This is a genomic window from Streptomyces sp. NPDC048506 (genome assembly GCF_040651315.1).
GTDB lineage: Bacteria > Actinomycetota > Actinomycetes > Streptomycetales > Streptomycetaceae > Streptomyces.
In genome coordinates, this window is record NZ_JBEZIX010000041.1 from 53,375 (window position 1) to 74,696 (window position 21,322).

The 21,322-nt window shown below is 73.2% G+C and carries 23 protein-coding genes; 12 read left to right on the plus strand and 11 right to left on the minus strand.

What is annotated here, in order from left to right:
* The first annotated feature begins 106 nt into the window (after positions 1–106).
* On the plus strand, positions 107–448 hold the full coding sequence (locus tag AB0C96_RS29195; protein ID WP_362921374.1) for a LysR family transcriptional regulator: 342 nt from the start codon (positions 107–109) through the stop codon (positions 446–448).
* Here AB0C96_RS29195 and AB0C96_RS29200 read toward each other — a convergent pair.
* A complete protein-coding gene (locus AB0C96_RS29200; protein WP_362921376.1) occupies positions 429–866 on the minus strand; it encodes an Lrp/AsnC family transcriptional regulator in 438 nt (145 codons plus the stop codon). The two genes, AB0C96_RS29195 and AB0C96_RS29200, sit on opposite strands and share 20 nt — an antisense overlap.
* A 180-nt stretch (positions 867–1,046) precedes the next feature.
* Here AB0C96_RS29200 and AB0C96_RS29205 point away from each other — a divergent pair, with 180 nt between their 5' ends.
* The 5 genes from AB0C96_RS29205 to AB0C96_RS29225 all read left to right on the plus strand — a co-directional run bounded on the left by AB0C96_RS29205 (position 1,047) and on the right by AB0C96_RS29225 (position 5,961).
* Entirely contained in the window at positions 1,047–2,312 is a 1,266-nt protein-coding gene (locus AB0C96_RS29205) for an ArgE/DapE family deacylase (protein WP_362921442.1), read from the plus strand.
* 145 nt (positions 2,313–2,457) lie between these two features.
* Complete coding sequence (locus AB0C96_RS29210; RefSeq protein ID WP_362921378.1) at positions 2,458–3,885, plus strand: amino acid permease; 1,428 nt, start codon at positions 2,458–2,460, stop codon at positions 3,883–3,885.
* 174 nt (positions 3,886–4,059) lie between these two features.
* Positions 4,060–4,581 carry a SigE family RNA polymerase sigma factor gene (locus AB0C96_RS29215; RefSeq protein ID WP_362921380.1) on the plus strand — a complete coding sequence of 174 codons (522 nt, stop codon included), beginning with the start codon at positions 4,060–4,062 and terminating at the stop codon, positions 4,579–4,581.
* Positions 4,578–5,288, plus strand: a complete 711-nt coding sequence (locus AB0C96_RS29220; RefSeq protein WP_362921382.1) for a hypothetical protein — start codon at positions 4,578–4,580, stop codon at positions 5,286–5,288. Before AB0C96_RS29215 ends, AB0C96_RS29220 begins: the two co-directional genes overlap by 4 nt.
* A gap of 46 nt (positions 5,289–5,334) precedes the next feature.
* A complete protein-coding gene (locus tag AB0C96_RS29225) occupies positions 5,335–5,961 on the plus strand; it encodes a hypothetical protein (protein WP_362921383.1) in 627 nt (208 codons plus the stop codon).
* Between the two features lie 239 nt (positions 5,962–6,200).
* Here the strand turns inward: AB0C96_RS29225 and msrB are convergent, their stop codons facing one another.
* The 4 genes from msrB to AB0C96_RS29245 all read right to left on the minus strand — a co-directional run bounded on the left by msrB (position 6,201) and on the right by AB0C96_RS29245 (position 10,119).
* Entirely contained in the window at positions 6,201–6,608 is a 408-nt protein-coding gene (gene msrB, locus AB0C96_RS29230) for a peptide-methionine (R)-S-oxide reductase MsrB (RefSeq protein ID WP_362921385.1), read from the minus strand.
* Between the two features lie 18 nt (positions 6,609–6,626).
* Complete coding sequence (gene murC / locus AB0C96_RS29235) at positions 6,627–8,024, minus strand: UDP-N-acetylmuramate--L-alanine ligase (protein WP_362921387.1); 1,398 nt, start codon at positions 8,022–8,024, stop codon at positions 6,627–6,629.
* Positions 8,025–8,206: 182 nt separating this feature from the next.
* Positions 8,207–8,887, minus strand: a complete 681-nt coding sequence (locus AB0C96_RS29240) for a response regulator transcription factor (protein ID WP_362921389.1) — start codon at positions 8,885–8,887, stop codon at positions 8,207–8,209.
* Positions 8,884–10,119 (minus strand): sensor histidine kinase, encoded by a 1,236-nt coding sequence (locus AB0C96_RS29245; RefSeq protein ID WP_362921390.1) that lies wholly within the window; start codon positions 10,117–10,119, stop codon positions 8,884–8,886. Before AB0C96_RS29245 ends, AB0C96_RS29240 begins: the two co-directional genes overlap by 4 nt.
* Positions 10,120–10,303: 184 nt before the next feature.
* Here AB0C96_RS29245 and AB0C96_RS29250 point away from each other — a divergent pair, with 184 nt between their 5' ends.
* Positions 10,304–11,437, plus strand: coding sequence for an ABC transporter permease (locus AB0C96_RS29250; protein WP_362921443.1), 1,134 nt, complete (start codon positions 10,304–10,306; stop codon positions 11,435–11,437).
* Positions 11,434–12,120 carry an ABC transporter ATP-binding protein gene (locus AB0C96_RS29255; protein ID WP_362921391.1) on the plus strand — a complete coding sequence of 229 codons (687 nt, stop codon included), beginning with the start codon at positions 11,434–11,436 and terminating at the stop codon, positions 12,118–12,120. Before AB0C96_RS29250 ends, AB0C96_RS29255 begins: the two co-directional genes overlap by 4 nt.
* 123 nt (positions 12,121–12,243) lie before the next feature.
* Here AB0C96_RS29255 and AB0C96_RS29260 read toward each other — a convergent pair whose 3' ends face one another.
* Together AB0C96_RS29260 and AB0C96_RS29265 are read right to left on the minus strand one after the other, a co-directional pair.
* Positions 12,244–12,717: an indole-3-glycerol phosphate synthase gene (locus AB0C96_RS29260; RefSeq protein WP_362921393.1), complete on the minus strand. Its 474-nt coding sequence runs from the start codon at positions 12,715–12,717 to the stop codon at positions 12,244–12,246.
* Between the two features lie 157 nt (positions 12,718–12,874).
* A complete protein-coding gene (locus AB0C96_RS29265; protein ID WP_362921395.1) occupies positions 12,875–13,696 on the minus strand; it encodes a dihydrofolate reductase family protein in 822 nt (273 codons plus the stop codon).
* Between the two features lie 67 nt (positions 13,697–13,763).
* Between AB0C96_RS29265 and zapE the strand changes: the two genes are divergently transcribed.
* Complete coding sequence (zapE, locus tag AB0C96_RS29270) at positions 13,764–14,900, plus strand: cell division protein ZapE (RefSeq protein WP_362921397.1); 1,137 nt, start codon at positions 13,764–13,766, stop codon at positions 14,898–14,900.
* A gap of 88 nt (positions 14,901–14,988) precedes the next feature.
* On the opposite strand, the gene AB0C96_RS29275 is transcribed toward zapE, so the two are convergent.
* Positions 14,989–16,023, minus strand: coding sequence for a hypothetical protein (locus AB0C96_RS29275; RefSeq protein ID WP_362921399.1), 1,035 nt, complete (start codon positions 16,021–16,023; stop codon positions 14,989–14,991).
* Positions 16,024–16,076: 53 nt separating this feature from the next.
* Here AB0C96_RS29275 and AB0C96_RS29280 point away from each other — a divergent pair, with 53 nt between their 5' ends.
* Positions 16,077–16,715: a TetR-like C-terminal domain-containing protein gene (locus AB0C96_RS29280; RefSeq protein ID WP_362921401.1), complete on the plus strand. Its 639-nt coding sequence runs from the start codon at positions 16,077–16,079 to the stop codon at positions 16,713–16,715.
* 106 nt (positions 16,716–16,821) lie between these two features.
* A complete protein-coding gene (locus AB0C96_RS29285) occupies positions 16,822–18,189 on the plus strand; it encodes an alkaline phosphatase PhoX (protein WP_362921403.1) in 1,368 nt (455 codons plus the stop codon).
* A gap of 18 nt (positions 18,190–18,207) precedes the next feature.
* On the opposite strand, the gene AB0C96_RS29290 is transcribed toward AB0C96_RS29285, so the two are convergent.
* From AB0C96_RS29290 to AB0C96_RS29300, 3 genes are read right to left on the minus strand one after another with little or no spacing between them, the layout of a single operon-like run.
* Positions 18,208–18,489: a hypothetical protein gene (locus AB0C96_RS29290; protein ID WP_362921405.1), complete on the minus strand. Its 282-nt coding sequence runs from the start codon at positions 18,487–18,489 to the stop codon at positions 18,208–18,210.
* A 44-nt stretch (positions 18,490–18,533) separates the two neighbouring features.
* On the minus strand, positions 18,534–19,202 hold the full coding sequence (locus tag AB0C96_RS29295) for an ABC transporter (RefSeq protein ID WP_362921407.1): 669 nt from the start codon (positions 19,200–19,202) through the stop codon (positions 18,534–18,536).
* A complete protein-coding gene (locus AB0C96_RS29300) occupies positions 19,199–20,158 on the minus strand; it encodes an ATP-binding cassette domain-containing protein (RefSeq protein ID WP_362921409.1) in 960 nt (319 codons plus the stop codon). Before AB0C96_RS29300 ends, AB0C96_RS29295 begins: the two co-directional genes overlap by 4 nt.
* Before the next feature lie 346 nt (positions 20,159–20,504).
* Between AB0C96_RS29300 and AB0C96_RS29305 the strand changes: the two genes are divergently transcribed.
* Entirely contained in the window at positions 20,505–21,257 is a 753-nt protein-coding gene (locus AB0C96_RS29305) for an aminoacyl-tRNA hydrolase (RefSeq protein ID WP_362921411.1), read from the plus strand.
* Positions 21,258–21,322: the final 65 nt, after the last annotated feature.

A 21,322-nucleotide genomic window follows, 5' to 3' on the forward strand; every position in this document is an offset into this window, starting at 1 on the left:
GACCCGGGTTCCGCAGCGCCTCCGGGTCTGCGCACGACGACCTGACGGTTCGTCAGCGAGGTACGGGCTTGGCTGTCGATCCATAGAGGTTCCACAGGCCCGGCGGGTGCCCATACTGGAGCTACGCCATTTCCAGGTCCTGCGCGCCATCGCCCGCGAAGGCCCCCTCGCCGGCGCTGCACGCGCGCTTCGCCACACCCGGCCGACGGTCACCTACCACCTGACCACCCTCGAACCCCACTTCGGCGCGCCGCTGTTCCACCGGAGCCCCCGCGGGGCCACCCCCACCGAGGTCGGGGAGGCGCTGCTGCCGCACGCCGAGGCGGTGCCGGAACGCGTCCGGCTCGCCGAGCAGGAGGTGCGCGGCATGGTTCAGCGGTACCGCGACCCTGCGCGCCGGAACCTTTCCCCGGCAGGGCCGCGGCCGCTCACAGCCGGGGCCTGTTGAGCAGACGGGACAGCACGATCACGCTCTCGGTGCGGTCGATGACGGGGGCCTCACGGACCCGCTGAATGGCCTGCTCCAGGTGCGCGATGTCCCGGGCGAGCATGTGCAGCATCGCATCCGCAGCACCGGAGACGGTGCACGCCTCGACGACCTCCGGGATCTCCTCCAGGGCCCGGTGCAGTTCGGCGGGGGTGGGATTGCCCTTGCAGTACACCTCGACGAACGCCTCGGTCCGCCAGCCCAGCGCCTGGGTGTCGATGAGCGCGGTGAACCCACGGATCGCCCCCGTGGCAACGAGGCGGTCGAGCCGCCGCTTGGCCGCCGGCGCGGAGAGCCCGGCCGCTTCACCGATCTCGGCATAGGTACTCCGCGCGTTCCGCAGAACGCAGCGGATGATCTCTTCGTCGATGGCGTCCACGCCGTTACCTCCGCGGAGAAGCATGCGCTGCGTCCGCAAGAAAACGCCACAGCAGCTTTAACTACGCAAAAAATCGAGTTCAGCAGACAAGATATGGCAATTGATTGCGTCAATGGCCCGAACATAGCATCCGGACCCATCCGCTCAGCCGCGATGTGTCGGGAGTGACCATTGACCGCAGTGCTCAGTGCCGAGGAGTCCGCCGCTCTGGCGGCGATCGACGAGGCCGCCCTCGCCCGGATGCTCCTGGAGCTGCTCGCGATCCCCAGCGTGACCGGAAGCGCCGCCGAGTCCGACATGCAGCACCGCTTGGCACGACATCTGGACCGGCTCGGTCTCGACGTCGATCTGTGGTCCATGGACCTGTCCGATCTCCGTGCCCAGCCCGGCTTTCCCGGGACCGAGGCACCGCGCGACGAAGCGTGGGGGCTGGTGGCGACCACGTCGGACGGCGGTGACGGACCGGCCATGATCCTTCAGGGGCACGTCGACGTCGTACCGCCCGGCGACCTTCGGCAGTGGGACGGCGACCCCTTCGTCCCGCGCGTGGCCGGGAACGTCGTCCATGCCCGTGGCGCCTGCGACATGAAAGCCGGGCTGGTCGCCAACCTCGCCGCCCTGGCGGCGATCCGCGCGAGCGGCGCCAGGCTGCGCGGCCGGGTGGCCGCCCACTGCGTGGTCGGTGAAGAGGACGGCGGGCTCGGCGCCTTCGCCACCCTCCAGCGCGGACACACCGGTGACGCCTGCCTCATCACCGAACCGACCGGCGGCACGCTGGTGACCGCGAACGCCGGCGCGCTGACCTTCCGCATCGAGGTCCCGGGCCGGGCCACGCACGCGAGCACCCGCGACGCGGGCGTCAGCGCCATCGACGCATACCTGCCCCTCCATCGGGCGCTGGCCCGACTGGAGGCCCGGCGCAACGCGGCAGTCGACCCGCTGATGGCGGAGTCACGCATCCCGTACGCGCTCTCCGTCGGCACGCTCCGCGCGGGTGACTGGGCGAGCAGCGTGCCGGACTGCCTCGTCGCCGAGGGCAGGCTGGGCGTCCGGCTCGGCGAGGATCCGGCCAAGGCGGTGGCCGACTTCGAAAGCTGCGTGGCCGAGGCGTGCGCGGACGATCCGTGGCTGCGCACCCACCCGGCGACCGTGAGCTGGCCCGGCGGCCGGTTCGCGAGCGGCCGGCTGCCGAGCGGCCATCCGCTCGGGGCTCTGGTCCGGGACGCACACGCCGACGCGGTCGGCGGGCCGCGGCTGCGCGAGCGCGGCGCGCCCTACGGAAGCGACCTGCGCCTGTACGCCGCCGCGGACATCCCCACCTTGCAGTTCGGGCCCGGCGACGTGCGCCTGGCGCACAGCCCCCGGGAGCACGTCTCCCTCCCCGAGATCGTCGCCGTGACCCGCACCCTCGTCCTCGCCGTACTGCGCACCGTCGGCACCGCATAGGACGCACAAGACGCCTGCCCGGAGCGGGTGTTGGGGCCATCTCCCGCGGGCGGGACGGTGGCCGTGAGAGGGGCCGGAGGAGTCGGCCGCACCGGAGCAGGACCAACACGTGGAGCATCGAGCCGTGGAGCGAAAGGGCACCACCATGACCTCAGCGAAGACCGCACCACCTCGTCTCGGCGGCGACGCCGACACGGAGACGCCCGACGAGGGCTACCGGCGGGGACTCAGCGCCCGCCAGATCCAGATGATGGCCATCGGAGGCGCGATCGGCACCGGGCTCTTCTACGGCTCCAGCACCGGTATCGCGGAGGTCGGGCCGAGCCTGGTGGCGTGTTACGCCGCTGCGGGCATCGTCATCTTCTTCGTCATGCGGGCGCTGGGGGAACTCCTCACCTATCGCCCCACGTCCGGCAGTTTCGCGGACTACGCGCGCGAGTTCTGCGGCCCGTTTGCGGGCTTCGTCACCGGCTGGTCGTACTGGGCCGCATGGGTCGCCGCGTGCATGGCCGAGGTGACCGCGGCCGGCCACTACATCGCCTACTGGTGGCCCGCCGTCCCGGTCTGGGCCACGGCCGCGGGGGCCCTGATCGTGCTCTTCGTCGCGAACCTGGTCTCCGTCACGCTCTTCGGCGAGCTGGAGTTCTGGTTCGCCACCATCAAGGTCGTGGCGATCACCGCCCTGATCGTGATCGGCGTCGGCGTACTGACCTTCGGCTTCTCCTCCCTCGGACAGGGCGCCTCGGTCCGGCACTTGTGGGCCGACGGCGGCTTCGCGCCACACGGTGCCTGGAAGACCATGGCCGCCATGCAGGGCGTCGTCTTCGCCTACCTGGGCATCGAGCTCATCGGCCTCACCGCCGGCGAGGCGGAGAACCCCAAGCAGACGCTCCGCAAGGCGATCAACACCCTTCCGGTCCGTATCGCCGTCTTCTACATCGGCGCGCTGATCATCCTGCTCTCCGTCCTCAGCTGGACCCGGTACACCCCCGGAGTCAGCCCCTTCGTCCAGGTCCTCGCCCAGGTCGGCATCCCCGGAGCCGCCGGGATCATGAACTTCGTCGTCCTCACCGCCGCCCTGTCCTCCTGCAACTCCGGCATCTACTCCGCCAGCCGGATGGTCCGCGGACTGGCCGTCAACGGCGAGGCCCCGAAAGCCATGAGGAACCTCACCCACCGCCACCTCCCGCTGGCCGCACTGGCGCTGTCCACCCTCGTCATGGGCATCGGCGTCGTCGTCAACGTCGTCTCCCCGGACAAGGCGTTCGTCTACGTCACCTCGGTCAGCGCCTGCGCCGGCCTGTGGACCTGGGCCGTGATCCTCATCGCGCACCTGCGCTACCGGTCCAAGGCACGCGCCGGGCTCCTGCCCGCCGTCGACTTCCGGATGCCCGGCGCCCCGTTCACCAACTGGATCGCCCTCGCCGCGCTCGTCTTCGTGGTCGTGCTGATGGCCACCTCCAGCGACACCCGCCTCGGACTGTACGTATGGGCCGCGTGGTGCACGATCCTCACGATCGGCTACCACGCCACCAAGCGGCGCGCCCCGCAGCCGGCCCCCGCCCGCCGATAAGGACGGGGGAGGCGGCCCTGCCCGGCTTGCCGTGGCCACCGGCGGGCGGTTGCCACAGGGCAGGGCCGCGTCGAAGCGGCCCAGCTCGGCTGCGATCGTCCAGATTCCTCGCCACAAGGCCCCAACCCGACCGCCGAGTTGTTCGTGATACCGGGTGAGGTGATCGGAGGGAATGTGGCCGAATGGTCAAGGCTTCTGGCCGAGCTCGCGCAGAAGCGCGGCGCGGAGCTGAACCGGTACGGCTTCCTGTTGTGCGGCGACCGCGCGGAGGCCGCCGACCTGGTTCAGGAGGCACTGGTACGGGTCTTCTCCCGGCCCCGCCGTGCGTGGGAACTGGGTGAGGCGGAGGCATACGTACGCCGCACGATGCTCAACCGCTACCTGGATCTGCACCGGCGCCGCGCCCGTTGGATCCGCGCGCTGCCACGGCTCGTGTCCTCGGCGCCGGTTGCCGACCACAGCGCAGACATCATGCACCGGATCGACCTCATGGACGCCATGCGCGGACTGTCGCCGAGACAGCGGGCCTGCGTGGTGCTCCGTTACTACGAGGACATGTCCACCGCGGACATCGCGGCACGGCTCGGCTGCGGTGAAGGCACGGTCAAACGTCATCTGAGCGACGCGCTGGCACGGCTGGGCGCCCGGTTGCGGACACCCGCACATCACGTCGCGGAGGAAAGGCTGGAGACATGAAGCCGAAGGAACTGCGCGAACAGTTGCTGGCCGCCGCGCAACACACACCGCCGCTGGAGATCGACACCGAGCGCGTCCGGACCCGGGTGCGCCGGCGCAGAGCCGCCCGGTACACCGCCCTGACCGGTGCGGGCCTGGCCGTGGCTACCGCGGTGGTGCTGAACACGCTGCCGTCCGCCTCAACCCCGGAGATCAAGTCACCGGCGGACTCGGTGAGCAGGCAGCCCCCGGCGACGAGCGGCGCAGCTCCGGAGCTCCCTCGTTACATGTGCGGCGCGAGACTCCCGGCGAGTACCGGCCGCGGAGCCGTGACCGTACGCATCTCCGCTGTGCGCAAGGCTCCGGGCGGTTCCCCGCGGGTCAGCTACGAGGTGACCGCGACCGCCCCCTCCGTCCTGTCCGGTGAGCCGCGAATCCTCGTCCTGAAGGAAGGTCGGGTCGTGGCCGGTCAGGATCCGGCCGGACCGGCGGCCACCCGCCTGCCAGGAGAGGAGAGCACCGCCGGCCAGGTGAGCGTCACCCCGGCCCGTCCGCACCGCGCCCGGCTCGTGCCCGTGCCGGGCCGTCCCTGCGCGGGAACCACCTGGAGCTCGGTGTGGCAGGACGGCTACGAAGTGGCCGTCGTCCTCACCACCCAGCGCGGCGCGACCGCCGCCGACCGGGCACCCGATGCGTTGATCGTGGCCCGTGCACCCCTGGCTCGATGAATGCTCCGCACCGCTCTCGCCACCTCACTACCTCACGGAGGAACCCATGCGTCGCCCCCTGCTGCCCGCCGTCCCCGCCCTGCTGCTCGCCCTCGCCGGATGCGGGAGCCAGGCCGACGCGGTGACCGCCGATCCGGCCCACCCTGCCCCGACCACCACGAGCCCGTCGCTGAGGCAACAGGACCGCTCCCTGCCTTGCCGCGGCACCATCGAACCCCCGGTCCGTGTCAGCCGCCCCGACGAATCCCTGCAACTGACCGTCACGTCCCTGCGGCGCCAAGGCTCCACGCTGCGGACCACCTACAGGATCACCTCCCGCGACCGGACAGAGGCTCTCAGCCTGCCGATCGTCGATGTCCCGCCCACGGCCCTCCTGATCAAGCACGGAGTCATCGCCGGCCGCCAGAAACCCGCCGCCGACACTGGTCCGCACGGCGGGCCGGCCCTCCTGTACCCCGTCGGCCGGCGCCCCTACACCAAGACCCTGGCGATCGACGGCCTCTGCCCCGGCACCACATGGGCCGACGTGGACAAGCACCCCGGCGACTACCAGGTGGTCGTCGTCATGTCGGTCCAGCCGCAGGGACCGCCCTCCGACAAACAGCCCGCAGACGGTGTCCACCGGCTGCCCCTCCTCGAAGCCACCCGCGACATCTCCACGAAGGGCCGGTGAACCCCACCGACACACCCCGGATCCGCGTCATGACAGCCCGCCCAAGGGCCGACGTGACGTGGCAGATGAGAGGTGGGTTTCGACCTGCGCGAGTCCCCTAGGGAGGGGGCCCTCGGAGACGCGACGCGATTCGCGTGCGATACGGCGTGCCGTTCGACGGGCTGCGTGCGCCGGTGTCCTCTGTGCCCATAGAGGACACCGGCGCCACCGCTAACCCAGTCGGTCCACCAGAACTGATCTCAGCCCTCGTCCGGAATCAACCGCAGGGAAATCGAGTTGATGCAGTACCGCTGGTCCGTCGGCGTCGGATAACCCTCCCCCTCGAAGACGTGCCCCAGGTGAGAGCCGCACTTCGCGCAGCGGACCTCCGTCCGCACCATCCCGTGCGAATTGTCGGACAGCAGCTCGACCGCATCGCTGTCCTTGGGGTCGTAGAAGGACGGCCAGCCGCAGTGGCTCTCGAACTTGGTGTCGGAGCGGAACAGTTCGGCACCGCAGGCACGGCAGGAGTAGACGCCGGCCGTCTTGGTGTCGGTGTACTCGCCGACGAACGCCGGTTCCGTGCCGGCCTGGCGGAGTACCTGGTACTCGGCCGGGGTCAGCTCGGCGCGCCACTGCTCGTCGGGCTTGTCGATCTCGTACGGCATCTGCGGTGCCTCCTCAGCTCAGCGGCCCAGGCGGGCCAGGATGGCGGGGCCGAGGTCGGTCACATCGCCCGCGCCCATGGTGAGAACAAGGTCACCGGGCCCGGCCATTCCGGCGATCACGTCCGGGACGGCGGCCTGGTCGCTCTCCGGGGTGACCTCGGCGCCGGCGGCCCGCGCGGCGTCGATGATCAGGGTGCTGGTGACGCCCGGGATCGGGTCCTCGCGGGCCGGGTAGATGTCCAGGACGACGGAGGCGTCGGCGAGGGCGAGCGCCTGGCCCATCTCCGCCCCCAGCTCCTGGGTGCGGGAGAAGAGGTGCGGCTGGAAGACGACCAGCACCCGGGAGTCCTCGGCGGCGCCGCGGATGGCCTCCAGGTCGGCGGTCATCTCCGTGGGGTGGTGGGCGTAGGAGTCGATGACCTGCACGCCGGCCGCCTCGCCCTTGAGCTGGAGGCGGCGCTTGACGCCGGTGTACTTGCCGAGGGCGGAGGCGAGGTTGTGCGGCGGCAGGTCCAGGGCGACCCCGGCGGCCAGCGCGGCGACGGCGTTGCTCGCGTAGTGCCGGCCGGGGACGGAGACGGTGAAGGTGAGGATCTTGCCGCTGGTGAGGGCGACCGTGACGTCGCTGGTCAGGCCGCGGGGGTTGACCTTGAGGATGCGGACGTCGGCGTCCTTGGCCTCGCCGTAGGTGACCACCTCGATGTCGAAGCGGCCGGAGATCCGGTCGGTCAGCTCACGGGCGCCGGGGTGGTCGGCGGAGATGACCAGGGTGCCGCCGGGGCGGATGCGGCCGACGAAGGTCTCGAAGGACTCGTAGATCTCGTCCATCGAGGCGTAGTTGGCGTGGTGGTCCAGCTCGACGTTGAGGACGATGGCGACCTCGGGCGCGTACTTGTGGAAGCTGCGGTCGCTTTCGTCGGCCTCGGCGACGAAGATCTCGCCGGTGCCGTGCTCGGCGTTGGAGCCCGGCGCGTCGAGGTCGCCGCCGATGGCGTACGACGGCTTGAGGCCGAGGGCGCCGAGGGAGACGGCGAGCATGGAGGTCGTGGTCGTCTTGCCGTGCGTGCCCGCCACCGCGATCGGGCGCAGGCCCTCCATGAGGGAGGCGAGGGCGTCCGAGCGGTGCACGACGGGGATGCCGCGCTCGTGGGCGGCGGCCAGCTCGGGGTTGTCGGGGCGGATCGCTGAGGAGACCACGACGCTGGTGGCGTCGGCCGCGAGGTGCTCGGCGGCGTGGCCGATGTGGACCGTGGCGCCGAGCGCGCGCAGGGCCTCGGCGGTCGCGGAGTCCTTGGCGTCGCTGCCCGCCACCCGGGCGCCGCGCTGCGCGAGGATCTTGGCGATGCCCGACATGCCGGCTCCCCCGATGCCGATGAAGTGCGGCCGGTCCATCGAGGCTGGGATGGCGGGTGCCATGGTGCGTCTCCCTGATCGTCGATCATCGCGAGCGGTGGTGCGGTCGTGCGGTGCCACCTGTCGTGCTGTCCTGCTGTCGGTGATTCTCGCACCCGACACCGACAGCGCCGGGCCATGGGCGTGCCGCCGGGATCATCGGGCCCCGCCGGCCGGGGCCGGGCCGGCGGGCCGGGGGCCGCCGCTCAGCGGCGGATCAGGCCCTGTGCGGTGGCGGCGGCCACCGCGGACGTACGGGAGTCCACACCCAGCTTGGCGTAGATGTGGACGAGGTGGGACTTGACGGTCGCCTGGCTGAGGAAGAGCCGTTTGCTGATCGCGGCGTTCGAGAGGCCGTCGGCGACGAGCTGGAGCACCTCGGTCTCGCGGCGGGAGAGCGCGGTGGCCGGCGTGCGCATCCGGTCCATCAGGCGCAGCGCGATGGCGGGCGCCAGCGCGGACTTCCCGGCGGCCGCGGTGCGCACCGCGGCCGCCAGCTCCTCGGGCGGGGCGTCCTTGAGGAGGTAGCCGGTGGCGCCGGCCTCGATGGCGGCCAGGATGTCGGCGTCGGTGTCGTACGTGGTCAGGACCAGGACGCGTGGGGCATCGGGGCGGGCGGTGATCGCGGCGGTGGCCTGGGAGCCCAGCATCCGGCCACCGAACTGGAGGTCCATGAGGACCACGTCGAGGTCCCGCTCGGCGGTGAGCTCGACGGCCCGCTCGGCGGTGGCGACGTCGGCGACCACCTCGAAGTCCGGCTCGGTCTCCAGGACGGCGCGCAGCCCGGCCCGTACGACCGGGTGGTCGTCGGCGAGCAACAGCCGGATGACGGGGGCGCCGCCCGACGGGCGAGGTGCCCCGGGCCCCGGGGAGTCCGTGCTGGTCATGAGGCGGCCTCCGAGGTGGCGGGCGCTGCCGGGCAGGGCAGGGTGACGGCGATGGCGGTGCCCTCCCCGGGGGCGGACTCGACGGCGAGGGTGCCGTGCAGGGCGCGGGCCCGGGCGCGCATCGCGGCCAGGCCGAAGCCGGTGCCGCGGGCCGCCGCGGAGCCCGGCGCGGGCACCTCGGCGGGCACGAACCCGGCGCCGTCGTCGACGACGTCGAGGGCCACCTCGGTGTCCATGTAGCTGAGGGTCAGCTCGACCCGGTCGGCCCGGGCGTGCTGGACGGTGTTGGCGAGCGCGGACTGGGCGATGCGCAGCAGGGCGACCTCGTGCGGGGTGGGCAGGGCGGTGGGCGCGCCGGAGACCTGGCAGTGCACGGCGAGGCCGGAGGTGCGGACGGTGGTGGTGCAGAGCCGTTCCAGGGCGGCCGGCAGCGAGCCCGCCTCCAGGTCGGGCGGGCTCAGCGCCCGGACGAAGCGGCGGGCCTCGGCGAGGTTGTCGACGGCGGCGGTACGGGCCTGCCGGACGTGGCCGAGGGCCGTGTCGGGCCTTACCGGCAGGGCGCGCTCGGCGGCCCGGAGCAGCAACTGGATGCTGGACAGGCCCTGGGCGAGGGTGTCGTGGATCTCGCGGGCCAGGCGCTCGCGCTCGGCGAGCACTCCGGCGGAGCGTTCCGCGGCGGCCAGTTCGCTGCGGGCCGCCGTCAGCTCCTCGATCAGCCGGCGGCGCTGTTCGCTCTCCCGGTAGAGGGCCTCGTACCCCAGGACGACCGCCACCGCGACGGCGGCACCCAGGACGGGCCCGAGGACCGTGCCGACGCTGAGGGTGTGGGTGTGCCACCCGAAGCCGGCGATGGCGGCGACCGTGGTGGCCACGACGGTGGGCAGCGCCCAGCGCAGCGGCAGCAGGTGCAGCTGCACGAAGAAGATCGGGAAGGCCAGCCAGACGCCGTCCGGGGTGAGCGCGAGCAGCACCAGCCAGAGGAGCGCCACGGCGGCGAGCCAGAGGCCGGCGGCGCCCGCGGAGCTGCGAAGGCGCGGCAGCCTGGGGCCGACCGCGTAGACGGCGAACAGCGCGACGGCGGTGGCGATCACGGCCGGGGCGTCGGAGGTGCGGTCGGCGACCGCCCGTACGGCGGCGAGCGCGAGCAGCGCGGCCACCATCAGGTGGAGGCAGCTGCGCAGGACCCGCAGGACGGGGGTGAGGGAGTGATCGGTCACGGCTTCTTCGGTCACGGCCCCTTCAGGCTACGGGCCGCCCCCACCTGCGGCATCAATCGAAGGGTTGATGCCGAGGCGCACCCTTCGATGCCGGTGAACCACTCCGCGGCGCGATGCCCGGGACCCCGTCCCCGGGCGACGGTGGGGACCAGCCGCCGGGCAGTGGGCCCGGCATCCGGATCCGAGGATGGCAGAGTCGGTGTTCGTTGCCTGGAGAGACCTGAGATTCGCCAAGGGGCGGTTCGCCCTGATGGGCACCGTCATCGTGTTGATCACGGTGCTGGTCGGCCTGTTGTCGGGCCTGACGGCGGGCCTGGGCCGGGAGAACACCTCGGCGATCACCGCGCTGCCCGCCGACCACCTGGTCTTCTCGGCGCCCGTCGGGGACGGCGGTGTCTCGTTCACCGAGTCCCGGCTGTCGGAGCGGACCGTACGGGAGTGGGCGCGGGTGCCGGGGGTGCGGAGCGCCGAGCCGCTGGGGATCGCCACGACGAAGGCCGAGGCGGGCGGGCGGACGGCCGCGGTGTCGGCGTTCGGGGTGCGGCCGGGGTCGCGGCTGGCGCCGGCCCCGGCGGGGGCGGCTGCCGGTGCGAGCCGGGAGAAGGTGGCCGACGGAGCGGTGGCGCTGTCCGAGAAGGCCGCCGCCTCGCTGGGCGTGCACGCCGGCGACCGGCTGACGCTCGGCGGCCGGACGTTCCGCGTCGCGGCCGTGTCGGGCGCGGCGATGTACAGCCACACGCCGGTGGTCTGGACGTCGCTGGGCGACTGGCGCCGGCTGACCGGTGGTTCCGGGCCGGCCGCCGGAGCCCACGGCTCCGGCGACTCGGTGGGGGCGACCGTGCTCGCCCTGTCCACCTCCTCGACGGCTGGTCTGCCGGCCGCCGACCGGAGGCTCGACACCCGTACCGTCACCACCGACGACGCCCTTCAGGCCATCGGCTCGTACACCGCCGAGCACGGCTCGCTGACGCTGATGCGCGGCTTCCTGTTCGCCATCTCCGCGCTGGTCATCGGCGCGTTCTTCACCGTGTGGACGATCCAGCGGAGCGGTGACGTCGCGGTGCTGAAGGCGCTGGGCGCCTCGACCCGCTACCTCCTGCGGGACGCACTCGGCCAGGCCGTGGTCCTGCTGGTGATCGGCACCGGCCTGGGCACCGCCGTGGTGGCGGGCGTGGGCGCCGGGATCGGCGGCGCGGTGCCCTTCGTGCTCGATCCGTCCACCGTGCTGTTCCCGGCCCTGGTCATGATCGCGCTGGGGGCCGTCGGGGCCGCACTGTCCATCCGCCGCATCACCTCCGTAGACCCGCTGACCGCCCTGGGAAGTGCCCGATGAGCCTTGAACTGACCGACGTCACCCTCACCTACCCCGACGGCGATGCCCGACTGACCGCACTGGACGAGGTCTCGCTGTCCGTACCGGCCGGGTGCCTGACCGCGGTCATCGGGCCGTCCGGGTCGGGGAAGTCCAGCCTGCTCGCGGTCGCCGCGACGCTGATCGGCCCGGACCGCGGGCGGGTGGTGATCGACGGCACGGACACCGCGGGCCTCGGCCGCGCGGAGCTGACCGCGCTGCGCCGCACCCGCATCGGCACGGTCTTCCAGCAGCCCAATCTGCTGCCGTCGCTGACGGCCGCCGAGCAGTTGCAGGTGATGGCCCATCTGGACGGCCGCCCGCCCCGCAAGGCGCGGGCCCGGGCACTGGAGCTGCTGGCGGCGGTCGGCCTGGACGGCCAGGCCGACCGGCGGCCGCACCAGCTCTCGGGCGGCCAGCGGCAGCGGATCAACATCGCCCGCGCGCTGATGAACGACCCGGCGGTGCTGCTGGTGGACGAACCGACCAGTGCACTGGACCACGAGCGGGGCGCGGCGGTCCTCGAACTGCTGCTGACCCTCACCCATCAGCGCGCCACCGCCACCGTGCTGGTCACCCACGATCACACCCATCTGGACGCGGCCGACGAGATCGCGGAGGTGCGGGACGGGCGGCTGCGGCGGCGGGCCGTGGTCCGGCAGTGAACGGACGGGCCGGCCCGGAGCCGACAGGCGGGCCCGGAACGGACGGTCAGGACGTGGGCGGACGGTCAGGACGTGGGCGGACCGTCAGGACGTGGGCGGACGGTCAGGACCTGGGCCGACAGGTCAGGCCGACTCCTGCGGCTGGTCGTCCGCCGCGTGCGAGAAGAGCTTGAGCACCGGGACGCCGACCTTGTGGCGGGCGCGGGAGGCCCAGTCGCGGTGGAAGAACTCCTCGACGAAGTGCGGGGCGGTCAGCACGATCACCTCGTCCGCACCGGTCTCGTCGACGACGGTGCGCAGCAGGTCCAGGGGGTGGTCCTCGACCACCTGCCCGACGGCCTCCGCACCGGCGGCGCGCAGGGCCTCCAGGGTGTGGGAGAGGGCGAGTTGGGCGGGGGCCTCGGCCGCCTCGCCGGCCGGTTCCCCGCCCTCCCGCACGGCGTCGTCGAACTCGCCGAGGGCGACGTCGTCGATGGCCCGGAGCAGGACGTCCTGCTTGCCGCGGGGCTGCATGAGCACGACGAACGAGATGGGGTCGTCGCCGTGCAGGGTGGTCACGAACTCCACGTCGGCGGGCGTCAGAGGCTTCTCGATCATCAATACGCTCGTGAACACGGCGGACGCCCTTCTTCTCTTCGGGGCGCCACAGTGCGCGGTGCCCGACAGAAACCATCCTGCCCCGTCGCCACACGGGACCTGTTGGGTTTTAGTGTGCCCAAAGGTAGCTAAGCGGAACAGGTAATTCCGCTGATTGTCAGGACCGGCGGTAGCGAGTGAACAGGAACCCGGCCTCCTCCAATACGGATGCCAGGGCGAACCGCTCGGGAACCGGGACGGCGGGCCCGTTCATGATCCTCGGCGCATCGCCGACGGCGACCACCGGGGCCAGCGTCAGGCACATCTCGTCCAGTGCCCCGGCCGCCGCGAACTGCCCCAGCAGCTTCGGTCCGCCCTCCGTCAGCAGCCGGGTGTGTCCCCGTTCGGCCAGCACCCCGGCCACCCGCCCCGGGGCGACGCCCAGCCCCTCACCGGCGAACAGCACCTCGACGCCGGCCGCCCGGGCCCGCGCCACCCGATCGGCCGGCGCGCCCGCGCCCGTCAGCACGAGGGTGGGGACCAGCGCCTCGGTGAACAGGGGCAGGTCGAAGTCCAGCCCGAGTCCCGCGGTGACCACCGCGATGGCGGGTGCCGGCGCCTGGCCGGCGGCGGCCCGGCGGGCGGCGAAGGCCTCCCGGGCGCGGGCCGGCCGGTACTCCTCCTGCCGGACCGTTTCAGCGCCCACCACCACGGCGTCCGCGACACCCCGCAGCACCCCGAAGATCCGCATGTCGGCCGCGCTGGAGAGCGGCTGCGAGCGGCCCTCGTGGTGGGCCGCGCCGTCCATGGAGGACACCATGTTGGCCCGCAGCCATCCGGTGCGACCGGCCCGCGCCGGGTCGTCCGCCGCCGGGTAGGCGTAGGCGTCGGCCAGCTCGTCCAGCGTCCACTCCCGGTCGGTGAGGTCGGTCGGCGGCACGGTGTCGGTACCGACGGAAGCGGGTGCGGGAGGTGCAGGGAGGGGAAACAGGCGTCGCATGGCGGCAGTGTGACATGCCTCGCTCGCCGGGCCGGCTGATACGGGCGAGGAGATAGGCTGGACGGCTGTGTCGCCTTCCCAGCCCTCCCTCCCCCAGCCCGCCCCGACAGCCGGACCGCCGGCCGACGGGGACGGCACCTCCCCCGGCACGTCTCCTGCCGCGCTCACCGCCCGCGCCCCGCACGTCCCGGCCGACCGCCTGGTCGCCGAGATGGTGCCGCCGCCCCGCTTCCAGGACGCGCGGTTCGACACCTACATCCCGGACGCCCAGCAGCCCAGCCAGGCCCAGGCCGTGCAGGTGCTGGGCGACTTCGCGGACGGCATCGACGCCGGGTCGGGCAGGGCCGCCGGCAAGCGCCGCTGGTTCGCCAAGAAGCCGGCCGCACCCAAGGGCCCGCGCGGCGTCTACCTGGACGGCGGCTACGGCGTCGGCAAGACCCATCTGCTCGCCTCCCTGTGGCACGCCACCCCCGCCCCGGCCGAGCGCAAGGCCTTCGGGACCTTCGTCGAGCTGACCAACCTGGTCGGCGCGCTCGGCTTCCAGCAGACCATCCGCACGCTCGGCGACCACAAGCTGCTGTGCATCGACGAGTTCGAGCTGGACGACCCCGGCGACACCGTCCTGGTCTCCACCCTGCTCGGCAAGCTGGTGGACAGCGGCGTGGCACTGGCCGCCACCTCCAACACCCTGCCCGGCAAGCTCGGTGAGGGCCGGTTCGCCGCCGCCGACTTCCTGCGCGAGATCCAGGGCCTGAGCGCCCACTTCCGCCCGCTGCGCATCGACGGCGAGGACTACCGCCACCGCGGCCTGCCGGAGGCCCCCGCCCCGTACGACGACGAGACCGTCACCCGCGTCGCGTACCGCATGCCCGGTGCCTCGCTCGACGACTTCCCCTCCCTGCTGGCGCACCTGTCGAAGGTGCACCCCAGTCGCTACGGCGCGATGTGCGACGGCATCGAGGCGGTCTGCCTCACCGACGTCCAGGCCGTGCCCGACCAGTCCACCGCGCTGCGGCTGGTGGTCCTCGCGGACCGGCTCTACGACCGGGAGGTGCCGGTGCTGGCCTCCGGGAAGGCCTTCGACGAGCTGTTCAGCGACGAGATGCTGCGCGGCGGCTACCGGAAGAAGTACTTCCGCGCGATCTCCCGACTGACCGCGCTGGCCCGCGACGCCAAGCCGCTGGCCGAGGGCGCCCCCCTCTAGGGGCGTCTCCAGGGATTTCCTGTCCGACCAGGGGCGCCCCCCCAAAAAAAGGGCACCCCTAGTCGGACACGCCCTCGGTCTCCGGCCGCTAGTCGGACACGCCCTCGGTCTCCGGCCGCCCGGCGCCCCCGTAGTGCCGGGCCAGGGCGTGGAACGCCTCCTTCGGTTCCCAGGGCAGGCCGCGGTACGTGCCGTCGCGCTCGCCGTTCAGCACCTTGACGATCCCGTACGAGCCCAGGTCGAGGTCCAGGAGCGGGTCGCTGCGATGCGGCAGCGCGTAGCAGGCGAAGCTGAACCAGAAGGCCGTGTCGATCCCCTCCTCCTCGAAGACCTGGAGCAACGCGTCCATGTAGCGGACCTGTTCGCCCTCGTCCCGCACGGTCCCCGGTGCGACCGTGTGGTCCGCCTTGACGACGAGCCAGCCGGCCGCGCCCATGTCCCCGGCACCGCGGTAGGCGCAGCAGCCGGCCTCGGTGACCACGACCGGCTTGCCGTGCGCGAAGTACTCCCGCAGGTCCTCGCGGTAGGTGGCGGCGTTGCGGGCGCTGCGGTACGCGTCGATGCCGACGATGTCGAAGGGCGTCCAGTCGATGTGCTCGATGGGGATCGACGCGTAACTGAGCGGGCCGCCGAACCGCGGCCGTACGGTCGCGGTGACCTCGGCGAGGAAGGCGTTGAGCTGCTCCGGGATGGTGGCGAGCGCCTTCTCGCGCACCTCGGGCGCGGCGCGCAGCGTCTCCATCCGGTCGTTGAAGCTCGCGCCGGGCAGGTAGCCACGGTTGAAGATGCTGATCTCGCAGCCGGTGGCCAGCACGACCTCGGCGCCGGTCCGGCGCAGCTCCTCGGCGCGGTCCGCGCACTCGGCGAAGTACGGCAGGAGCTGGTCCTCCGTCATTTCGCAGGGGAACGGCGAGTACCAGACCGTGAGCCCGACCTCGGCGGCGGCCGCGGCCGCCGCGCTGATCCGCTCGGGGTCCCCGCCGGTGATGCGCACGGCGTTGCAGTGCAGGTCCTCGGCGATGACGCGCATGTCGCGGGCCGCGAGGTCGGGGGTGAAGGCGGGGTTCGTGGTGTCGCCGTTCGGAAACGTTCCGGTGTCGTACTGCACACCCTTGCCGCGCATAGCGCTCCTTAAGGTTCGTCGCGTATCTTATTCTGAAGAGTAAGATACATACTGTGCCTAAAGATGTGAAGGGCGGGTCGCCGCCCCCGGGACGCCGACGCAGGGGCGCCGCGCTGGAAGCCGCACTACTGGACGCCACCTGGGACGAGCTCCTCGCCGTCGGCTGTCACGACCTGACGTACGAGGGCGTGGCCGCGCGCGCACGGACCAGCCGGACGGTGCTCTACCGGCGCTGGCCCCAGCGCCTCGACCTCATCCTCGCCGCGCTGCGCCACCGGACGCCGCCGCTGCCCCCACCGGTGCCGGACACCGGGTCGCTGCGCACCGACGTGCTCGCCCTGCTCGACCAGATCACCACCCGCCTGACGGAGATCACACCCGTGCTACAGGTGCTCACCGACAGCCGGACGCGCGGCACCGACCTCAGCGACTACCTGGCGGAACGCTCACGCGAGGGCGGCGGGGACGCGATGGCGGACCTGCTCGACCGTGCGGCCCGGCGCGGCGAGCTCGACCCCTCCCGCATCCCCGCCCCGGTCGCCGCGCTGCCGGTGACCCTCGTGTCGAGCGAGATGCTGATCACCCATCAGGCACCCTCACCGGCCGCCGTCACGGCGGTGGTCGACGACATCTTCCTGCCGCTGGTCGCGCACCACGGTCGGGCGGACGGCACGGTGAACGGGGACGGTTGACGACGGCGCCGCCACGGCGGACCGGGCGCCGACCGGTTTCCGACGGCCCGGGTGCGTGGTACACACAAACGGGTCACGTCACCTGTCCGCCAACAGGGAGTTGCCCATGTCCGCGACACGACGTCAGATCCTGGCCAGAACCGGTGCGTTGGGGGCGTCCCTCGCCTTCTCCGGCAGCCTCACGGAGATCTTCGCAGGGACCGCGACCGCCCGGGACATGGGGAGGCGCGGCTACGGCCCGCTGGTCCCCGACCCCGACGGCCTCCTCGACCTCCCCGAGGGCTTCCGCTATCGGGTCCTCTCCAAGGAGGGCGACCCCCTGCTCTCCGGGGAGGGCAGGGTGCCCAGCAACTGCGACGGCATGTCGGCCTTCCCCGGGCACCGCGGCGGGACCCACCTCGTCCGCAACCACGAGAACCGTACGGGCTCCCGCTCCGCCGTCCCCCGGGTCCGCGATCTGACCTACGACCCCGGTGGCGAGGGCGGCTGTACCGCCCTGGAGCTCGACCGGGACGGCACGGTGCGCTCCGAGCGGGTCGCCGTCGCCGGTACCTCCACCAACTGCGCGGGCGGCCACACCCCGTGGAACACCTGGCTGACCTGCGAGGAGACCGAGCTTCGGGCCGGTGACGAGAACTACACCAAGGACCACGGCTTCATCTTCGAGGTCGATCCGTACGACCCGCGGCGGACCGGCGCGGTGCCGCTGACCGCGATGGGCCGCTTCCAGCACGAGGCGATCGCGGTGGACCCCGGAACCGGCACCGTCTACGAGACCGAGGACGCCTTCGACAAGCCGTTCGGCCTGTTCTACCGCTTCCTGCCCAACAAGCCGATGGGCGGCCGGGGTTCACTACGGGCCGGCGGCCGGCTCCAGGCGCTGCGGGTCCCCGGGGTGCCCGACCTGTCCACCATCCAGGAGCCCGGGACCGCCTTCGACCACGTCGAGTGGGTCGACGTCCCCGACCCGCTCGCCCGCCGGACGCCCGTCCGCTTCCAGGACTTCGGCCCTCGGGGCATCACCCACGCCCAGAAGCTGGAGGGCTGCTACTGGGGCGGCTCCTGTGTGTACTTCGTCTCCAGCTTCGCGCACCGGGCGGCCGGCTCGGCGGCCGACCACTACGGCCAGGTCTGGAAGTACGACCCCCGGCGGCGCCGGCTCACCCAGGTCGTGGTCTTCGGCCCGGACACCGACCTCCAACTGCCCGGCGAGTCCCCCGACAACATCTGCCTCGCGCCCAGCGGCGGCCTGATGGTGTGCGAGGACGGCGACGGCGCCCAGCACGTCTTCGGCCTCACCCGGCGTGGCGAGGTCTACCCGATGGCGCGTGGCCGGCAGAACATCGGCACGCCGGAGAAGCCGGAGTGGGGCGAGTTCGCCGGAGTGACCTTCGCGCCCGACCACCGGACGATGTACGTCAACTGCTACACGCCGGGGACGACGTTCGCGGTGCGCGGCCCCTGGCACCACTGATCCCGGGCAGCGCCGCGGTCAGCCGGAGCAGGCGGAGCGCTGGGCCTCCTGCCACTCGCAGACCGGGCAGAGCACGATGCCGGGGCGGTCGACCGGGTACTCGGTGGGACGGCCGCAGTGCAGGCAGTCGGCACGGGGCGCGGAGGCGGTGGAGCCGGCCGGGGCGGTGTCGCTGACGTCGGTGGTCGTAGCGGTGTCGGTGGTCGTAGCGGCATCGGTGGTCGTAGCGGCATCGGTGGTCGTAGCGGCATCGGACGGGGTGCGGGCCTCGGGCGGGGTGGCGGCGTCGGTGGTCGGCATGGTGCCGAGCGTACGCCGGCTCCCCCGCCCTCGCCCCGCCCCGTTCAGCTGCGCCGGGAGCTGAGACCGCAGGCGACGGCCGTGGCGGCGGAGGCGATCAGCACGGTGGCGGCGAGCGGCAGCCAGGGGGTGTTGATGGTGCCGTGGGCGGAGCCGGTGACCAGGCCCGTGACGGCGGCGTTGGCCGGGGAGGCGCCCAGGACGAGCAGGAGCAGGGCGGCGGTCAGGCCGGCCGGGACGCCCCAGCCGGGGCTGCGCAGCACCGGCCAGTTGCACAGGGCGCCGATCGCGATGCCCATCAACAGGCAGGCCAGCGCGGCGACCAGCCCGGCGCCGACCGCCGGCAGGACCGGGACAGCCACCCGGTGATAGGTGGAGTGCGGGTCGGACAGCAGCACGACCATCGCCGTGCCGGCGAGCGCGAGCAGCAGCCCGGCGGCGGCCGCGGTCAGCACGCAGGAGAGGTGCACCCGTCCGGGTCCGGCGGCGGCCGCGGCGCAATTGCGGGCGGCCGGCGGCTCGTTGGTGACGCAGATCCGGGTGAGCCAGACGGCGACCGGCAGCAACCCGCCCGCGGCCCAGCCGGACGCGTCCAGGATCGGGCCGCCGCTCTGGATGCCGATGGCCAGGAAGGCGGCGTAGAGGATGACCGGCGGCAGCCAGCGGTGCGAGCCGACGAGCAGCGCCGCCTGGTAGCGGAGGAGGGCGATCACGGGTGCGGGGCCTCGTAGGGGTCGGGAGCACCGGGGTGCTCGGCTGCGGTGGGCGGGGTGGGCGCCTCGGGGACCGCGCCGGGGGTGCCGCCGCGCGGGACCGGCGCGGGGGTGACCGAGCGGATGTGCCAGGGCGGACGGGCGGTCAGCAGGGCGCGCAGCAGGGCGTCGGAGTGGACGGCGGGGACCGTCAGCCGGGTCGTACCGTCCGGGCCCGCTGCGATCTCCGGCCCGCCCGGCAGCCGTGGCGCGCGGTCGCTCGTGGGCGGCGCGGCCCCGGGTGCGCCCACGGCCTCGATGGTCACGCGGGGGCCGGTCGCACCCGCCGTCGGCGCCGGGTCGCCGTCCTCCTGGGGGAGCAACCGCCCGTCCACGACCTGGTAGCGGGCATCCGCCGCGCCGGCCAACCGCTGCGGGTCGTGGTCGACGAACATGACGGTGCCGCCGGCCGCGACCCGCTCGGCGACCGCCCGGTCGAGCACCGCGCGGGCGTCGCGGTCCAGGCCGGTCCAGGCCTCGTCCAGGACGAGGAGTTCGGGCTCGGCGAGCAGTGCCTGGGCGACCGCGACCTTCTGGCTGGTCCCCTTGGACAGCTCGGCCAGTCGCGTACGGGCGTGCCCGGCCGCACCGAAGCGTTCGAGCCACTCGGTGGCGCGGCGGCCGGCTTCCGGGCCGCGCAGGCCGTGGATGCGTCCGAGGTGGGCGAGGTAGTCGACGACGGTGAACGGCAGGGTGGCCGGGAACCGTTCGGGGACGTACGCGCTGCGCGGGCGGCCGGTGATGCGGCCGGCGCTGGGGCGGTCAATGCCGGCGCACAGCCGCAGCAGGGTGGACTTCCCGCTGCCGTTGGTCCCCTCGACGCGCAGCAGCGCGCCTCCGGGCACGTCGAGCCGCACGTCCTGCAGCACCCAGGGCCCGCGCACCCCGTAGCGCCGCCCCACCCCGTCCAGCCTCATGCGCTCCGCCCCTCCCGCTCACCACCGGTGCCCGGGCTCTCCTCCGGGACTCTCCCGTCGTCCTCCGGGGCTCTCCGCTCGTCCCCGGCGCTCCCGACGTCCCCCGGTGTTCCCCGCCCCGGTGCTGTCCACGACGGTAAACGGTAACCGGAGAGGCCGGTCCGATGCCCGGAAGGGAGCGCGGGCGGCGCAGCCGTACGGAGCGAACGCCGCGCCCGGCGGGCGCAGTTGGCCGGTCGGGACGGCGGACCGCGGGTCCAGCGGCGAACGGCCGTCGGAGGCCTGCCGCGCGGGCGGTGGGCCCGGGGCAGGGGCGCTGTCAGTGGTGGCTGGCAGACTGAAGGGCGTGATCAGCACCGAGACCGCCGGACAGTCCGGCAACGACTCCAGCAGCCCGTTCCAGCAGGAGCAGACCGACCGGGACGCGGCGCCGCAGTTCGTGCTGCCGCTGGTCGCGCGGATAGAGCGGGCCGAGCCGCCGGCGCGGACGGACGCACTGGAGACGGCCGCCCGCGCGGTGCTGGTGCTGCTGTCGGACGAACGGGCGACCGGCGACGGCGAGTGGGCCGAGGCGGTGCGGGACTGGCAGGACGCCCGGATCCGGAAGGTCGTCCGGCGGGCGCGCGGCGCGGAGTGGCGGCGGGCCGAGGCGCTGCCGGGGATCACGGTCCGCGGGCGCGAGGCCGAGGTGCGGGTCCATCCGCCGGTGCCGCTGGACGGCTGGCCGAAGGACCTGGCCCGGCTCCAGGTCTCGGGCACGGAGCTGGACGATCCGCAGCCGCCCGGGCCGCCCGCGGACGGCGTGCCGGTGCTGTGGTTCAACCCGGCGCTGGAGATGTCGGCGGGCAAGGAGATGGCACAGGCCGGGCACGGTGCGCAGCTGGCGTGGTGGGAGCTGTCCGAGGAGGAGCGGGCGGCTTGGCGCGCGACGGGGTTCACGCTGGCCGTACGGTCCGCGGCGCCCGCGGCGTGGGAGGCGCTGACCCGCAGCGGGCTGCCGGTGGTGCGCGATGCCGGGTTCACGGAGATCGCCCCGGGTTCCTGCACGGTCGTCGCGGACCACCCCGCGCTGCGGAGCGCGCTGCCGCCCGTCGCCTGACGCGGGACGGCACGGCGCCCGCTCGGGCAGGCGACCGACCGCCGTCCGCGCAAGCTCAAATCAAG

Excerpts from the sequence above, each read along its gene's own strand:
- murC (WP_362921387.1), bottom strand. The coding sequence starts at position 8,024 with ATGGCACCCGCCATCCCAGCCTCGATGGACCGGCCGCACTTCATCGGC.
- AB0C96_RS29260 (WP_362921393.1), bottom strand. The coding sequence starts at position 12,717 with ATGATCGAGAAGCCTCTGACGCCCGCCGACGTGGAGTTCGTGACCACC.
- AB0C96_RS29210 (WP_362921378.1), top strand. The coding sequence starts at position 2,458 with ATGACCTCAGCGAAGACCGCACCACCTCGTCTCGGCGGCGACGCCGAC.
- AB0C96_RS29300 (WP_362921409.1), bottom strand. The coding sequence starts at position 20,158 with ATGAGGCTGGACGGGGTGGGGCGGCGCTACGGGGTGCGCGGGCCCTGG.
- AB0C96_RS29225 (WP_362921383.1), top strand. The coding sequence starts at position 5,335 with ATGCGTCGCCCCCTGCTGCCCGCCGTCCCCGCCCTGCTGCTCGCCCTC.
- AB0C96_RS29285 (WP_362921403.1), top strand. The coding sequence starts at position 16,822 with ATGTCCGCGACACGACGTCAGATCCTGGCCAGAACCGGTGCGTTGGGG.
- AB0C96_RS29265 (WP_362921395.1), bottom strand. The coding sequence starts at position 13,696 with ATGCGACGCCTGTTTCCCCTCCCTGCACCTCCCGCACCCGCTTCCGTC.
- msrB (WP_362921385.1), bottom strand. The coding sequence starts at position 6,608 with ATGCCGTACGAGATCGACAAGCCCGACGAGCAGTGGCGCGCCGAGCTG.
- AB0C96_RS29220 (WP_362921382.1), top strand. The coding sequence starts at position 4,578 with ATGAAGCCGAAGGAACTGCGCGAACAGTTGCTGGCCGCCGCGCAACAC.
- AB0C96_RS29275 (WP_362921399.1), bottom strand. The coding sequence starts at position 16,023 with ATGCGCGGCAAGGGTGTGCAGTACGACACCGGAACGTTTCCGAACGGC.
- AB0C96_RS29255 (WP_362921391.1), top strand. The coding sequence starts at position 11,434 with ATGAGCCTTGAACTGACCGACGTCACCCTCACCTACCCCGACGGCGAT.
- AB0C96_RS29240 (WP_362921389.1), bottom strand. The coding sequence starts at position 8,887 with ATGACCAGCACGGACTCCCCGGGGCCCGGGGCACCTCGCCCGTCGGGC.
- AB0C96_RS29290 (WP_362921405.1), bottom strand. The coding sequence starts at position 18,489 with ATGCCGACCACCGACGCCGCCACCCCGCCCGAGGCCCGCACCCCGTCC.